The sequence below is a fragment of the Bacteroidota bacterium genome (assembly GCA_017303975.1).
Lineage (GTDB): Bacteria > Bacteroidota > Bacteroidia > JAFLBG01 > JAFLBG01 > JAFLBG01.
Genome location: JAFLBG010000011.1, coordinates 1 through 14,925, shown reverse-complemented (window position 1 = coordinate 14,925; position 14,925 = coordinate 1). Strand labels below are relative to the sequence as shown.

Here is a 14,925-nt window from a genome sequence, read left to right as displayed (position 1 = left end):
CTATTCAATATATTATTATATTTGCCCACTAAGAAAAAAACAAGAAAATGAGAAGAATAGCATTCCTTTCCGTTAGCGTTTTAATTGGAATTTTATTTTTAGTTAATGCGTGCAAGAAAAAAGAAGAAGAGTTTAATACTCCTTGTTCAAAACCTACTCCCGCAAAAGCATATTCCAACGGACCTATAGGTGTTGGCGGCACATTACAATTAACAGCAGAAAGCATTTCAGGTGCTTCTTATAGCTGGACAGGGCCCAATGGGTTTTCATCTACAAGTCAAAATCCAAGCGTATCTTTTACCTCTGCCGCGGCAGGAACGTATGCCGTAACAATTACTGTTGACGAGTGTACTAGCGATCCATACTATGTTTATGTAGAAGAGCTTAAAACCACTGCAAGCAGCAATAGCCCGGTAATTATGAATCAAACACTAACATTATTTGGTGGATATATTTTAGATAATCTTGGACAAGCCGTTGCCGCTACCTATAGCTGGACAGGACCAAATGGATTTACATCCTCTGTTCAAAACCCTACTATTACAGCAGTGCCGATTGCCGCAGCCGGAACATATAGTTGTGTTGCATCTGCAAATGGATTTCAATCAGCAGTAAGTACTGTTACTGTTGAAGTTATTCCTCCTGCAGTATCATTTATCACAAATAATTCTCCCTCTGTAGGTGGCGTTTTAACGTTTTCTACACAAACCATTGCAGGCGCATCTTACAGCTGGACAGGACCAAATGGATTTAGTTCAACCGTTCAAAACCCTTCTGTGAGCAACATTACCAGAAAACACATTGGAATGTACACCGTAACATACACCCTAAGCGGAGTTCCAAGTCAAATAAAACAAAAGTATGTATATGTTAAGTTTTCTAATTCAGGATGTAATGGAGTAACAACATTTACTTTAAGCGGAAAAACGTACAATGTTGTAGAGGTTGGCGGTACACAATGTTGGATGAAAGAAAATTTAATTAAAACCGGTACAAGAGACCGATTTATGTACACTGAAATGATGCCTGCACCAACAGATTCGCAGGGAGTGTGTCCAACAGGCTGGCACTTGCCTACCAGTGCCGAATTGCAAAATTTAGCAATGTATGCTGGCAACAACGGAAATGATTTAAAAAAAGTAGGGCAAGGTACCGGAAGCGGAGTTGGAACGGACTTGCTAGGCTTTTCGGCTGTTCTTAATATTAATTTAGCTGGCGGAAAAAAAGCTGCACGCTATTGGAGCAACACAGAATCTACCAGTCATGCACAAATAATGCAACTTAATTCAGACACCAATTATATTTATACAAACCTACATAGCAAGACTGACTCTGCGTATGTTCGATGTGTAATGGACTAATAATAGAATATTTTTAATTAAAAAAAGGGAGATAAAGAAAATTTATCTCCCTTTTTTTTTAATTCATTTTTAACTATCATTGGCACGCAAATGAATTTACGCAAATTACATATTGGGTTGTTTGTTACACTTATGGTGTTAGGTAATTTATCACACGCTCACGAAAACCTATCTGATATTGATTTAAAGAAAGTGCACCATAAAAAAGTGCGTAGATTTTTAAGAAAACAACAACTCAACAACATTATTCGGTTTAATGATATTCAACCTTCTTTAGTTGACAATGCTGCGGATATAGACCAATATAGCACACATACTAAAACCTATGTAGTAAACCAATCGATTTCGAAAAGTTGGGAAGCCTACAAAAATGCAAATCCTGCAATAGCTTGGTGCGGAAAAAACATAGGATTTGATGTGTTGTTAAAAAAATCGACTGGAGAAATTGTATATAACGACAGTAAAGAGTACGATGGAGCAAAAAAGGGGAATGTATTGTTTTTGAATTTAAAAGTATGCAAAGGACTAGCCAACGTGCCAGTAGCATTTGAAATAACCACCGTTGACCCGGCAAACAGAATCATGGAGTTTAGTTACATAAAAGGAAATAAATCGCAAGGAAAACAGCAGCTAAAGTTTGTGGAAGGCGAAAACGGTCAAACTCAAATTATTCATCAAACGTATTTCAAAAGCGGATCAAAATTTCGGGATAAATACATTTATCCTTTTTTTCATACCCGTATTATCAATCAGTTTCACAAGAACATAAAAAAAGTTGCTGCAAGTATTTAAACGCCTACACAAGCTTCACGCCATAAATACCGCTATATTTTTCTTTTGCATACTCATAGAAATACGAGAAATTCAATTTCTCTCCTGTAATTTTTTCACACAATTGATTAGCAGTATAAAATCTTCCGTGTGCGTGTATTTTATCTCGCAACCAATGTAAGAGAGGCTGCATATTGCCTTTTTCAATTTCGTTCTCTAAACTAGGTAGTTCCTTTTTTGCTTGCTGATAAAATTGTGCCGCATAAAAACTTCCCAACGAATAGGTAGGAAAATATCCAAAGCTGCCGTGCGACCAATGAATATCTTGTAATACTCCTTTTTGATTATTGGGCACATCTATTCCTAAATATTCCTTGTACTTTGCATTCCAATATTCCGGCAGTTCTGCTACTTTCAATGCTCCTTCTAACAGCGACTTTTCAATTTCAAAACGGATCATAATATGAAAATGATACGTAAGCTCATCGGCAGATGTACGAATTAAAGAAGGCTTTACACAATTCATTGCTTTGTAAAAATTTTCGACCGAACAGTTTTTTAGTTGCTCCGGAAAAAATTCCTTTGCTTTTGAAAAATTATTTTTCCAATAAGGCAATCCTCGGCCAACATTATTTTCCCATAAACGAGACTGTGATTCGTGTATAGCCAACGATGCCGCTTCTCCGCAAGGCAAGGCGTATTCATCATCAGGCAATCCTTGCTCATACAAGGCATGACCGCCTTCGTGAATACAACTCCAAATCATTTCGGCCAAATCATTTTCATTTATTCGCGTGGTAACACGGACATCCTTTGCTCCAAAATTAATAGTAAACGGATGCGATGAAATATCTTGTCTGCCCGATTTAAAATCGTAGCCCATTTGCTCCAACAGATAAATTCCAAAATCCCATTGCTCTTTTTTAGGAAAGTGCTGATACATAACAGAATCATCTGTTTGCGGCAATGCAGTAATTTGTTTTACAAACGGCACCAATTTATTTCTTACATCTTTAAACAATGTATCTATCTCTGCTGTTGTAATCCCCGGCTCATAGGTGTCTATAAGTGCATCGTACGGATGATTTTCATATCCCATCAAATCAGCTTGCTTCTTTTTTAGCTCTACCAATTCGTGTAGCTTAGGAGCAAAAACAGAAAAATCGTTGGTTGTTTTTGCTTTTTGCCACGCTACAAAACTTTCCGAAACCGTTTTACTCATTAGTTCCACAAAATCAGACGGCAGCTTTATACTTTTGTTGTAGTCTTTCAAACTTAATTCTACATTTCTTTTTTGTTTAGTTGTTAGTGTGGCATCTTTAGAAAGAGCAGTCAACAAGCTTCCTAAATTGTTATCGGTAGATAATTGATGCGAAACAGAAGCAAGAGTAGCTATTTGCCCCGACCTCCGGGTTGCTCCATTTTCCGGCATATACACCTCTTGATCCCAACTTAACAATCCATATGCATAGTTAATATCTGCAATTTTTTTAAGCTTCTCTATGTAGTTTATGTAACTCATACTAATTAATGATGTTCGTTATGGTGTGAATGTGAATGATGCTTTGTTTTATATAACCCAAATCCTAAGCAAAGCCATCCGGCTATCATGCAAAGTCCGCCAAGTGGCGTTATTGGGCCAAGCCAGGACAGTCCTTCAATTTGTGTAATTGCTTTAGTGGATAAAAAATAAATTGAACCCGAGAATAAAATAACTCCTGCAAAAAAAAGATACGCAGCTGCTCTGAGTAGCGAATTATTATAGTGCTTGGCGAAATAAATACACATCAGTAAAACTACACTATGTATCAAATGATATTTAACTGCGGTTTCAAAAGAAGCCAAGCTAGCAGGAGTTAAAACACCTAAATCAACAAAGGTTTTTAAAAAATGTGCCCCTAAAGCGCCTAAAGCTACTGCTGTTGCGCCCATCAACCCAACTAGTAAATAAAAGACTCTAAAATTCATACTCTACATTTTAAATTAATAATTGCAAACTACTTCACTGCTTCAATTGTTTTAATGAAAACAATCCTACTTATTGGATGCAATATTTATCGTAAATTGCTACTCTTAAATTACTCAATTTTTCTATGAAAAAGATACTTGTATTAGGAGCCGGCCGGTCAGCATCATCGTTAATTAAATATTTACTCGACAATTCTGCTGCACTTGATTGGCAAGTAACCATTGCTGATATATCAATAGAGGTTGCTATGCAAAAAACGGCAAATAATCCTAGGGCTGCTGCAGTTTTATTTGATGTACAAGATGCTGCCAAAGTATCGGAGTTGGTAAAAGAACATTCTTTGGTAATTTCATTGCTACCTGCAACAATGCACTATTCGGTAGCTGTAGAGTGTATCAAACAAAAAAAACATTTAGTTACGGCCAGTTACGTATCAAAAGAAATGGGGGCTTTGGATAGGGAAGCAAAAAGAAATGGAGTTTTATTGCTAAACGAAATTGGCTTAGACCCCGGAATAGACCACATGAGCGCCATGAAAATTATTGACGCATGTAAACAAGAAGGAGAAGAAATCATTTCGTTCAAATCCTACTGCGGTGGGCTAATTGCTCCGGAAAGCAATAACAATCCGTGGGGATATAAATTTACATGGAATCCTCGCAATGTGGTGTTGGCAGGACAAGGAACAGCAAAGTATATTGAGAATGGGAAATACCATTATAAGCCGTACAGTCGAGTTTTTAAAGATATTGAAACTATCTCTGTGGAAGAACATGGTACATTTGATGGGTATGCCAATAGAGATTCGTTATCATATCGCAAAGTTTACGGATTAGAAACCATTCCAACTATGCTGAGAGGCACGCTGCGAATGCCGGGCTTTTGCGAAGCATGGAATGTGTTTGTACAATTAGGCTTAACGGATGATTCATATTCAATTGAAAATGCAGAGAATCTAACCTATGCTGAATTAATAGAAGCTCTTTTACCTTCGCACCTAAAAGGCAATTCTGTAAAAGAAAAACTATGCAACTTCTTGAATATACAACCTGATTCTACAGTTAGTAAAAAGATAGAATGGCTTGATTTATTTTCTGATAAGAAAATAAATATTCCAAATGCAACCCCGGCAATGGCTCTGCAAGCTTTGTTGGAAGGCAAATGGAAATTAATGCCGCACGATAAAGATATGATTGTATTGCAGCATTTATTTAGTGTAAAAAAGAGAGATGGAAAACTAAAAACTATTACTTCTTCATTAGTAGTGTTGGGTGAAGATCAAACATATACAGCAATGGCAAAAACTGTTGGATTACCGGCTGCTATTGCTGCAAAATTAATTTTACAAGGAGTAATAAAAGCAACAGGAGTGCAAATTCCTACTCATAAAGAAATTTACGAACCGGTATTAAAAGAATTAGAAGAATTTGGTGTCGTGTTTTCAGAGAAAGAAATATAAATTGCAAGAAATTTATTTTCCTTTTATTCTAAGCCATAGCTTATTTAGCTCATCCTTTAGAGAAGATGAATTCCAACGACCTTTTTCTAAAATCATTTTATTGTCAGCGCCACGCGTAAGTGTATATTCAAACGCAAAAGGAGCATTGCAATTGTGCCAACCACCAACCTGTCCAAATCTCAAATCGACATACTTTAATTTCCCATCTTTAGTAGTAACACAATAAAAATCATCGGAAAATAATTTCAATTTCTCTATTGTTGTTACATCTTCAACCGAATCTAACAAGTGTTTATTTTGAGGCAAATAGCAAAATTCTTTTGGAGCTTGGTCATCAAATTTAGAATAGTATGCTGTCCATGCTCCCGAATCTGTTTGCGCAATAGCTGTCCATAATACATTATTCAATGGAGTTGGAGTTGCAATTAATCTATTATAAGAAATATTCTGTGCTTTCAAACCTATCTGAAATTGATTGGTGGCTTCCATTTTATTAAACATACAGCTAAAAATATAAATGGTACTTATTGCAATACCGGAAGTGGCCCATACTACTCGCTTATTTTTAACTACCAATAATGCAATTGCACACACCAGTAAAGGCAACGTGTACAACAAATCTGCGACAAAAATAGTATGCAGCGAAATGCGATGATTATCAAATGGCTCGAACAATGCAGTACCATAAGCTGTGAGGCTATCAATAAATATATGCGATGCAAACCCTACGAAAAACAACAAGTACCATGTTATGTAATCAACTTCTCTTTTCTTAAAAAGCAACTGAAACAGCCAAGCAAAAACAAAAGGAGCAAGTACGGCAAACAATACAGAATGAGTAATGCCTCTATGGATAAGCAATGCATCAACAGGAGGAACAAAGGGATTGGCAAACACATCAAAATCAGGAATGGTATCTGCCAAAGCGCCAATCAGCATAGCTTTCTTACCAAGTTTCTTTCCTGCAATGAGTTCCCCAAGAGATGCTCCTAAAACAATATGCGTTAATGAATCCACCTTGTGTTTACTTTTCGTTATCTATACTCTAAATTTAAACAGAAAATACGTAGATGCTTAATTTATTTCAAACTTTGTTGAGTATATTTACTCTACATGAATATCTCTCAAAACAACATCATAAGCTTTATCATTTTATTAGTATGTATAGCTGCAACTCTTGTATTTCCAAGTATTGTTCTTTACCTATTTATTGCATTCTTGATGTCTATTATTGGGAGGCCCATTAAACAGTTTGTATTAAAAATTAATTTCAAAAAAAATATTCTACCCGAATCAGTTGCTTCACTAATTGCTTTATTGGTTTTGCTAATTTTCTTTTTTGGCACATTTACTTTATTTATTCCCTTAGTCGTAAATGAAATTAAATTAATATCGTCCCTTTCTGTTACAGATATTACCGAACGATTAGGCGAACCTATAAAACGTATTGAATACTTTGCTCAAAACTTAAATATTAAAGAACTTGAGAAAACAAGTGTTCAAGAATTTGTAACCATAAAAATAAGGGAACTACTAAGTTTTTCCTGGATAACAGATACGCTTAACAATATTGTTTCTACAATTGGCAATTTTTTTGTTGCCATCTTCACCATCAGCTTCATGACATTTTATTTTTTAAATGAAGAAAACCTTATCAATATTTTTTTTAAAACTGTTTTCCCAAAAACATATCATGGGCAAATTGATTCCGTTATTGTGCATGCCAAGAAACTATTAACACGCTACCTAATTGGAATAATAATTGAAAACTTAGCAACCGGAATACTACTTTTCATTGCATTAAGCATTTTTGGCATTGACAATGCGCTATTGCTGGCCTTTATTGGAGGGCTATTAAACATTGTACCTTATATAGGTCCTGTTTTTTCGTCAGCCATTGCATGCGTTATTGCTCTAACAACAAATACATACTTAGATTTTTATACAGAATGGTATATTCTTATTATTAAAGTTGCAGGAATTTTTGCTGTAGTGCAATTTATCGACAATATGTTTCTTCAACCGTATATTTTTTCGAATAGCGTAAAGGCACATCCTTTAGAAATTTTTATTGTATTAATTGCAGCCGGCAATTTATTTGGCATTACCGGTATGATATTGGCTGTCCCAGTTTATTCCATCTTAAAGATAATTAGCATGGAAATATATTCTAGCCTCAAAAAAAACTAATATGGTGACAAAAAAAACATTCGATTTTTTAAAGCAACTTAAAAAGAACAATAATAAAGAATGGTTTGACAAGAATCGTGCAACCTATGAAGCAACCAAAGCGGAAGTGTCAGTTCTAGTTGAAAAATTAATTTCTGAATTGTCAAAGTTTGAACCACAAGTTGCCGGATTAACTCCTAAGCAATGTTTATTTAGGATTAATAGAGATGTTCGTTTTTCAAAAGATAAAAGCCCTTACAAAACCACTATTGGTGCTAGCATTAATCCGGGAGGTAAAAAGTCGATGATTCCCGGATATTATTTGCACATTGAACCGGGAAATTCCTTTTTAGCCGGAGGTATGTACATGCCTCCGTCTGACAGACTTGCTGCTGTTAGACAAGAGATTGATTACAACTTTATGGAGTTTAAAAAGATTATCTCGAACAAAGATTTTGTCTCCTACTTTGGCAAGCTGGATGATTCAGACAAACTTACTTCGCTGCCAAGAGGCTATGCAAAAGACAATCCCGCCATAGAGTTGATTAAACACAAAAGCTTTATCGTGGTACACCAATTAAAAGATGACGAGGTGCTTAACACTAAATTTATTTCGATTGCATCTAAAATATTTAAAGCGATGCAGCCGTTAAATAAATTTTTACAACGAGCTACAGATTAGATCGCCACTGGATTTGAGGAGTTGTTATTTTGTAAGTATGCCCTACTAATAACAACACCATACAAACACTAGTTATTTTTCGCATTCAGTAGATTAGCAAGATAATATCCCATGCTAAAACATGCTTGTAGCAAATAGCCACCTGTTGGTGCATCCCAGTTAAGCATTTCCCCTATTGCATAATGATTAGGTAATTTTGTCAATTGAAAATTCTCATCTGTTTCCTGTAATGCAATCCCGCCCACTGTTGATATTGCATCTTCTATTGAAGCCATTCGAGTAATTAACAATGGCAATTGTTTTATCCTAAGTGCCAAATTTATTGGATTTACAAAATCCTCTTTCGGCAAAACAGATTTCAGCAATGCGATTTGAAGTTCATTTAGTTTAATTTCATTTTGCAATGTTTTTGAAATCGTCCTATTCATCGCACTATTCAGCTTCTCAAAAATAGTTTCTTTGGTTAAGGTTGGTTTTAAATCGATAAAAATGGTGGCTGTAGTATTCTCCTCCAGCTGCTTGCGAATTTCAGGACTTAATGCATACACAGCACCACCCTCCACGCCAAATTGAGTTAACACTATTTCGCCTTTCTTTTCCTTTTTACTACACATTACAGAAATATTTTTAAGAGGCTGCCCTTCTGCTTTTGCTATAAAATCCTTATCCCAATTAATTGCAAATGCGCAATTGGATGGTTGAAACGGAATTGTTTCAATTCCTTTCTCGTTAAAATAAGCTGTCCATTTTCCGTCACTTCCTGTTTTGCTCCAGCTGGCACCGCCAAGTGCAAATACAACAATATCATGATTTACGACAAATTCCTTTTCCTCATTTCTAAACAGCAATTCGTTCTTGTTGTTCCATCCTTTCCATTCGTGTTTTGTATTTATACGAACGTTTCTACTTTTTAATTTATATAAAATGGCATTCAATACATCAATTGGTTTGATTCCCTTCACAGGAAATACTCTTTTGCTCGAACCTATAAATGTCTCAATGTGTAATTGTTTAAGCCATTTTTGCAAATCAATATTGGTAAAAGACCGAAGACACTTTTCTAAATAAATGGACGGAGTATAACGGGTAATCAATTGCTCCATGTCTTCGGAATGCGTTAAGTTAAAGCCTCCATCTCCTGCAACTAAAAATTTTCGGGCCGGAGCAAAATTGCGTTCGTATACTACAATATCAAAAAGCGCTTCATCAAGGGTTGCTGCCAAAATAAGCGATGCAGGACCGCTCCCTATAATTGCAATTGATTTTTTCATAGCTATACAACCAAAGATATAAATGATTTTCAAGAGCCACTCCTCCTAAAAATCCAATTCTATTTTGCTTCAATCATTCTACTTCTCCACTTCATAAAAGGTCTTTCTACAATAAAATGCAATAAGTAGGCAAAGCTTATACATGTTATCATACAAATCAAAAGTCGTACATTATTATGCATTACATAGTCGCTTAAAAATGTAAGTGTTAAATGAATTACCCCTTTGTGTGTCAAATAAACTGAATAAGAAATTGTTGCAATAAACGTTGTTAGTCTTGAATTCCATTTGTAAAGAAAACTTGTTTCGCTTACTGCAGCAGCAACTACAAAGCCATATCCAATTGCAATTAAAGGAAACCCGAATATGGAGGCATTAAAAGCGGTTTTATCATAACACAAAAAATAGCATCCTGCTAAAATCAGCAACCCAAAGCCAAAAATAAAATTTCCATAATTACGTATTCTATTCCACACATTGGGAAGAAAAACATAAACTGCCGCAATTGAAACACCCACTAAAATTCCATCTAAGCGATTGTATGTTGGGTAATATATGTGCTTGTACCAATACATCCAGCCGTTTTCTTGGCCGATTCTAGGAATATACAATTGAGTAAAACTATAAAATCGGGTTGCAAAGCCCAACAGGAATATGGCTAGCACAAGCCAGTAGGCTCTTTTGAGCAGTCCGGTATAATGGAGTAAAAATAAAATAAATGGAAATAATAAATAGAAATGTTCTTCAACACAAAGCGACCATGCATGAGAAAATGCACCAAAGGCATTTAAATCCAAGCCAATGTTTTGAGTGAATGTTAGAAACTTCCACAATGGTGGTAAATTTTCTTTCTCCCGAAAAAACGGCATGCAAAAGTAAATACACACAACTACCAAATACAAGGGAATAATTCTAAAAAAACGTTTCAGGAAAAACTGTTTAATGGGAATAGCTTGATTTAGTTTAATAGGAAGAAAGAGCTGCACTGAAATTAGAAATCCACTTAATACAAAGAATAAATCTACACCTGTCCATCCAAATTTTAAAAAATTAGGTAGCCATTTAAGTGTGGCATTACTCAATATGAAATAGTGAAAAAAGAAAACAAATAAAATGGCTACTGCCCGCAAATGATCTAGCCCAAATAGCTTTTTATTAATTGTGTTTCCCAAATTTTAGTGTATGTCGTGTATGTTGTTGATTAATGCGATTGTAAGATGTAAACAATCTATTTCATTTCACATGTAGTGTTTCTTGATTAAACTGTCATTTTAGCTAATACAACTTCAAGTCTGTCAAAATTCTCTTCGTTTTTTTCAACTGCAAATATTTTCACTTTTCTACACTCCTCTGCTGTATTAAAAAGCATTTTAAAAACAAGCTGTGTCTTCGCTACCGACACTTCTTCAAAAGTAGCAACTACTTGAAAAAGTGGCTTTGAATACCGCTTCCAGGCTATTAACGAAGGAGCAACAATTTTTATAAACTCACATTCATTAGCATAATTTCCTTTGTCAGGTCCGTGCATTATAAAACTCCACTTGCCACCAACTCGAAAATCAAATTCATTAAACGTATTGGTAAACCCTGCAGGTCCCCACCATTTTTGCAGATAGGCAGGGTCTGACCAAGCACGAAAAAGAAGCTCTCTTGAAACATTAAAAACCCGAGAACTAACAATTTCACAATCAGGTGTTGTTATACTAATTTCTGTTGACATATCACGTTTTTTGTTTTTACATAGTACTGGAAATGCATTCCATCAAATTTCGACACTCGTTACTTAATGCACTGGCGCTACCAATATCCAACTCAAACATACACACTTTACTTTGTTAAACGTTTGCTTCCGGCTAAAAATAATTCCTGGCAAACCATAATACTTCAAAATTTGCTACATCAATCCTTTTACCATTTTATAATTGGTCAATTCAACTTCATTTCTAACTACAGTTTGTTCTGTCTCAATCGAAAAGCCAACCCTCTCGAAAAAAGGTTTAGCTGTAATGCTAACTTCTGAAATCAATCGTTTATGTCCATTTTGTTTTGCTTCCTTCTCGATAGCAGAATAAAGTTGCGCTGCAACACCTCTTCTCTGCCAGTCTTTGTGCACATATAACATATCTATACAACCGAGCTGTGTTAAAGAACAAAAACCAACAATTTTTTCTTGATGGCATGCTACAAGCAAAAACTGTTGCTCAATAATTGCTAACCACCGAAGCTTATTGTCAACACTTGCAGCCCACACATCTATTTGATGCCGGTTGTAGTTTACCTTGCAAACAGTTCTAACTGTTTCCACGAACAACTGTTGCAATTCAATCAAATCGGTCAGTTGTCCTTTTCTTATTTGTAATTGCGTATAAGCCATTATTGATTATTTCTCGTTGCCCAATTAAATAGTTGCACTCGAGTTAAATATAAACTTTTAGGAAATCGAAACAGCAAAATCATTTATCATTATTGTTATTTGGCATAATACTGCTCAGCCTCTTTAGAAGTCCAATAAAATCGTCAATATCTCTTTCAGTAGTATCAAAGGAACACATCCAACGTACTTCGTTTGTTTTTTCGTTCCAAACATAAAATGGTGTAGAGTCGATTAGTGCTTGGTTCCATGCTCTTGGAATAATAGCAAATACAGCATTCGCCTGAACAGGCTTTGTAATCTGAATGTGGGAAATGTTCTTTGTTCCGCTGTATAATTTCTGTGCCATTGCATTGGCATGTGTAGCATGTTTTTGCCAAACCTTATCTTTTAGCAATTTGTGAAACTGTGCTGCTATAAACCTCATTTTCGATGGCAGTTGCATGCTTTGCTTTTGTCGGAATTTCAAATCCTTCGATAAGTTTCTATCAAAGAATACAACAGCCTCACCAAAAAGCAACCCAATTTTTGTACCACCTACCGAAAGGATATCTACCCCCACTTCTTTGGTCATTTCTTTTAAAGAACAACCCAAACTGGCCACAGCATTGAATATACGTGAGCCATCCATGTGAAAAATAATGTTGTTCTGCTTTAGCAGATTACCTATGGCTTTTAACTCTTCTAAGGAATAAACCGTTCCGTATTCGGCAGGTTGGGCTATGGACAATACTTTTACTTGAGGATGGTGCTCATCGCCTCTTCTAATCAATGCATTTTGAATTGTTTCTACTTCAATTTTTCCTGCATTATTTGTTTTTAACGGTACCAATCTGCAACCTGTAAAGGTTTCCGGGGCGGTAGATTCATCTACATACATGTGCGAAGTATCGGCACATAAAATAGAATTAAATGTTTGCGTAACAGTGCCTATGCCCAATACATTGGCACCAGTGCCGTTGAAGACAAATGTTACATCCTCTGTACCAAATTCTTTTTTGAATTCATTGTTTGCTTGCTCCGTAAAAATGTCGTAGCCATACGATTTAGCATGCTGTACATTTGCTTCTTGTATAGCTTCTATCATTTCGGGTAGAACACCTGCATAGTTATCACTTGCTAAGCCTTTCATATATAATTGGTATAAAAGATAAATTTAGCAATTATAATGTATCTATATTTGAATAGACTCGAGTTGTGAACGCTATAGTCAAGTGTCCTCGCTGCGCTTCGTTAAACTAGGATGAGATTGGTTTTTGATACTATCATTTGATACTATCAAAAATAGTCTATTGCTACATTTTCCGCCTATGTTGGTGTTATCACCAACATAGGTTTGTGAGATTCCGCCTATGTTGGTGTTATCACCAACATAGGTTTGTGAGATTCATTTTATCTCATTCAAATGCCTTAAGAAAGCAAATGTAGTTTCATTCTTAAAATAAAAAGCTGCACTAGAAAAGTAATATTCTTCAATGGTATTAGCTAACTTCCATTTCTCTTGAATAGGGTTATTATGAATATAATTAAGCTTTTGAACAGCCGTTGTATATTCTTTGAGCACAAATGATAATCCATTACGTTCCCATATTTGTACTTTTCTATCCTTTGCATTTACTACTAGGTCATCCAACAGTTGGTCATTGGTTTCAATAAGACTAAATTTTATTTGTTGCGCAGTGTATTTCAAAAAATCGCGTTGAACATTGGGTAAATCATTATTGATTATCTGCCAAATTAGATGAATGTGATTGGGCATAATAACAAAACCATAAACAATTACTCTATGGTTCTTAGATAAGTAATTTAAACTGTCAATTATTATTTGTTTGTGTTTGTCACGTTTAAGAACAAGAAGCCAGTTAAGATTTGTGTAGGTAGAGTAGTATAAGTTTGTATCTGGTTTTAGAGAAGGCATTTAAGTAAAAATAATACTTTATTGCTTCTTAATCCAACGCTTCCTGTTGGTGAAAACACCAACAGGGGCTGAAATTGTCGCAAAACGAATAGCGTTGCAAACGCTAAATTTTAAACATCCTCGTTACACTTCGTTAAACGAGGATGAGGTGGGGCTATGCTACTTTCCTATTTGTATTTTCTCACCAAGAAATTTCGGTTCTCTATTTATTAAAATGTCTAAAAATACTTTAGTTCTCGCGAAAAACTCTCTCAAGTTTGTCTTAAAACCCATATATGCATTAACGTCTTTAGCATTGTAGCCATAAGCCTCAATTTCATTCTTTCTTGCAATGAAAACAGTCCGTTCATTATGAAATTTCTGAGAAATTGAAATTAATTTATTTTGTCCAAAAATTTTCTTTGCTCTAATCACAGAATCGAAAGTTCTAAATCCTGCGTAGTCTAAATAAATTGCTGAGTCAGGAATTCCACTATTTACTAATTCATTTTTCATATCAAGTGGTTCGTTGTAATCCTTTCTACTATTGTCGCCACTTATAATAATGTATTTAATTTTTCCAGCTTTGTATAATTCGATTGTTGCTTTAATTCGATTTTTGAAATATTGATTTACATTTCCATTATTTAAATACTTACTTGTCCCAAGCAACAAACCTGTCTCAATTGTTGGAAGATCATTTATGTTTTCAAATATAAAAGGTTCAGACGTCTTAACGATTTTGTAATTAGCCCAAAATGTAAAAAGCAATATTATTAAAAGGGAAGAAAAAATTAAAAGATAAATTCTTATTTTCATTGTGCTAAGTTATTATTTTTAAATACCACCTGTAAGCTTCCCCAAAGTTGAGCCAATTAAAAATAGAAAATCGACAAGCAGCTACAGCTGCGCGTTCAGTTTTTTAAATTTAACTTTAAATGGTAACAACAATGAAAAAAACACAATTCTCCGAAC

The 14,925-nt window shown here is 35.1% G+C and carries 15 protein-coding genes; 5 read left to right on the top strand and 10 right to left on the bottom strand.

The window, feature by feature from the left end:
- The first annotated feature begins 47 nt into the window (after positions 1-47).
- The gene (locus J0M08_05865) at positions 48-1,361 is read left to right on the top strand and encodes a PKD domain-containing protein (protein MBN8702569.1); all 1,314 of its coding nucleotides are present in this window, start codon (positions 48-50) and stop codon (positions 1,359-1,361) included.
- 90 nt (positions 1,362-1,451) lie between these two features.
- Positions 1,452-2,153 carry a hypothetical protein gene (locus tag J0M08_05860; protein MBN8702568.1) on the top strand — a complete coding sequence of 234 codons (702 nt, stop codon included), beginning with the start codon at positions 1,452-1,454 and terminating at the stop codon, positions 2,151-2,153.
- Positions 2,154-2,157: 4 nt separating this feature from the next.
- Here the strand turns inward: J0M08_05860 and J0M08_05855 are convergent, their stop codons facing one another.
- Together J0M08_05855 and J0M08_05850 are read right to left on the bottom strand one after the other, a co-directional pair.
- Positions 2,158-3,654, bottom strand: coding sequence for a carboxypeptidase M32 (locus J0M08_05855; GenBank protein MBN8702567.1), 1,497 nt, complete (start codon positions 3,652-3,654; stop codon positions 2,158-2,160).
- Positions 3,655-3,659: 5 nt separating this feature from the next.
- Positions 3,660-4,100, bottom strand: a complete 441-nt coding sequence (locus J0M08_05850; protein ID MBN8702566.1) for a DUF423 domain-containing protein — start codon at positions 4,098-4,100, stop codon at positions 3,660-3,662.
- A gap of 125 nt (positions 4,101-4,225) precedes the next feature.
- Between J0M08_05850 and J0M08_05845 the strand changes: the two genes are divergently transcribed.
- Complete coding sequence (locus tag J0M08_05845; GenBank protein ID MBN8702565.1) at positions 4,226-5,560, top strand: saccharopine dehydrogenase NADP-binding domain-containing protein; 1,335 nt, start codon at positions 4,226-4,228, stop codon at positions 5,558-5,560.
- Positions 5,561-5,572: 12 nt separating this feature from the next.
- On the opposite strand, the gene J0M08_05840 is transcribed toward J0M08_05845, so the two are convergent.
- Positions 5,573-6,577, bottom strand: a complete 1,005-nt coding sequence (locus tag J0M08_05840; protein ID MBN8702564.1) for a metal-dependent hydrolase — start codon at positions 6,575-6,577, stop codon at positions 5,573-5,575.
- Between the two features lie 96 nt (positions 6,578-6,673).
- Here J0M08_05840 and J0M08_05835 point away from each other — a divergent pair, with 96 nt between their 5' ends.
- Together J0M08_05835 and J0M08_05830 are read left to right on the top strand one after the other, a co-directional pair.
- A complete protein-coding gene (locus J0M08_05835) occupies positions 6,674-7,750 on the top strand; it encodes an AI-2E family transporter (GenBank protein ID MBN8702563.1) in 1,077 nt (358 codons plus the stop codon).
- Between the two features lies 1 nt (position 7,751).
- Positions 7,752-8,411, top strand: coding sequence for a DUF2461 domain-containing protein (locus J0M08_05830; GenBank protein MBN8702562.1), 660 nt, complete (start codon positions 7,752-7,754; stop codon positions 8,409-8,411).
- Positions 8,412-8,479: 68 nt separating this feature from the next.
- Here the strand turns inward: J0M08_05830 and J0M08_05825 are convergent, their stop codons facing one another.
- From J0M08_05825 to J0M08_05795, 7 genes are all read right to left on the bottom strand, one after another.
- Positions 8,480-9,682, bottom strand: a complete 1,203-nt coding sequence (locus J0M08_05825; protein MBN8702561.1) for a TIGR03862 family flavoprotein — start codon at positions 9,680-9,682, stop codon at positions 8,480-8,482.
- A gap of 59 nt (positions 9,683-9,741) precedes the next feature.
- The gene (locus J0M08_05820; protein MBN8702560.1) at positions 9,742-10,854 is read right to left on the bottom strand and encodes an acyltransferase; all 1,113 of its coding nucleotides are present in this window, start codon (positions 10,852-10,854) and stop codon (positions 9,742-9,744) included.
- 86 nt (positions 10,855-10,940) lie between these two features.
- Entirely contained in the window at positions 10,941-11,402 is a 462-nt protein-coding gene (locus J0M08_05815) for an SRPBCC family protein (protein MBN8702559.1), read from the bottom strand.
- A gap of 174 nt (positions 11,403-11,576) precedes the next feature.
- Positions 11,577-12,056, bottom strand: a complete 480-nt coding sequence (locus J0M08_05810) for a GNAT family N-acetyltransferase (protein MBN8702558.1) — start codon at positions 12,054-12,056, stop codon at positions 11,577-11,579.
- 79 nt (positions 12,057-12,135) lie between these two features.
- A complete protein-coding gene (locus J0M08_05805) occupies positions 12,136-13,185 on the bottom strand; it encodes a low specificity L-threonine aldolase (protein MBN8702557.1) in 1,050 nt (349 codons plus the stop codon).
- Between the two features lie 255 nt (positions 13,186-13,440).
- Entirely contained in the window at positions 13,441-13,971 is a 531-nt protein-coding gene (locus J0M08_05800) for a transposase (GenBank protein MBN8702556.1), read from the bottom strand.
- A 159-nt stretch (positions 13,972-14,130) separates the two neighbouring features.
- Positions 14,131-14,769 carry a YdcF family protein gene (locus J0M08_05795; GenBank protein ID MBN8702555.1) on the bottom strand — a complete coding sequence of 213 codons (639 nt, stop codon included), beginning with the start codon at positions 14,767-14,769 and terminating at the stop codon, positions 14,131-14,133.
- Positions 14,770-14,925 lie beyond the last annotated feature (156 nt).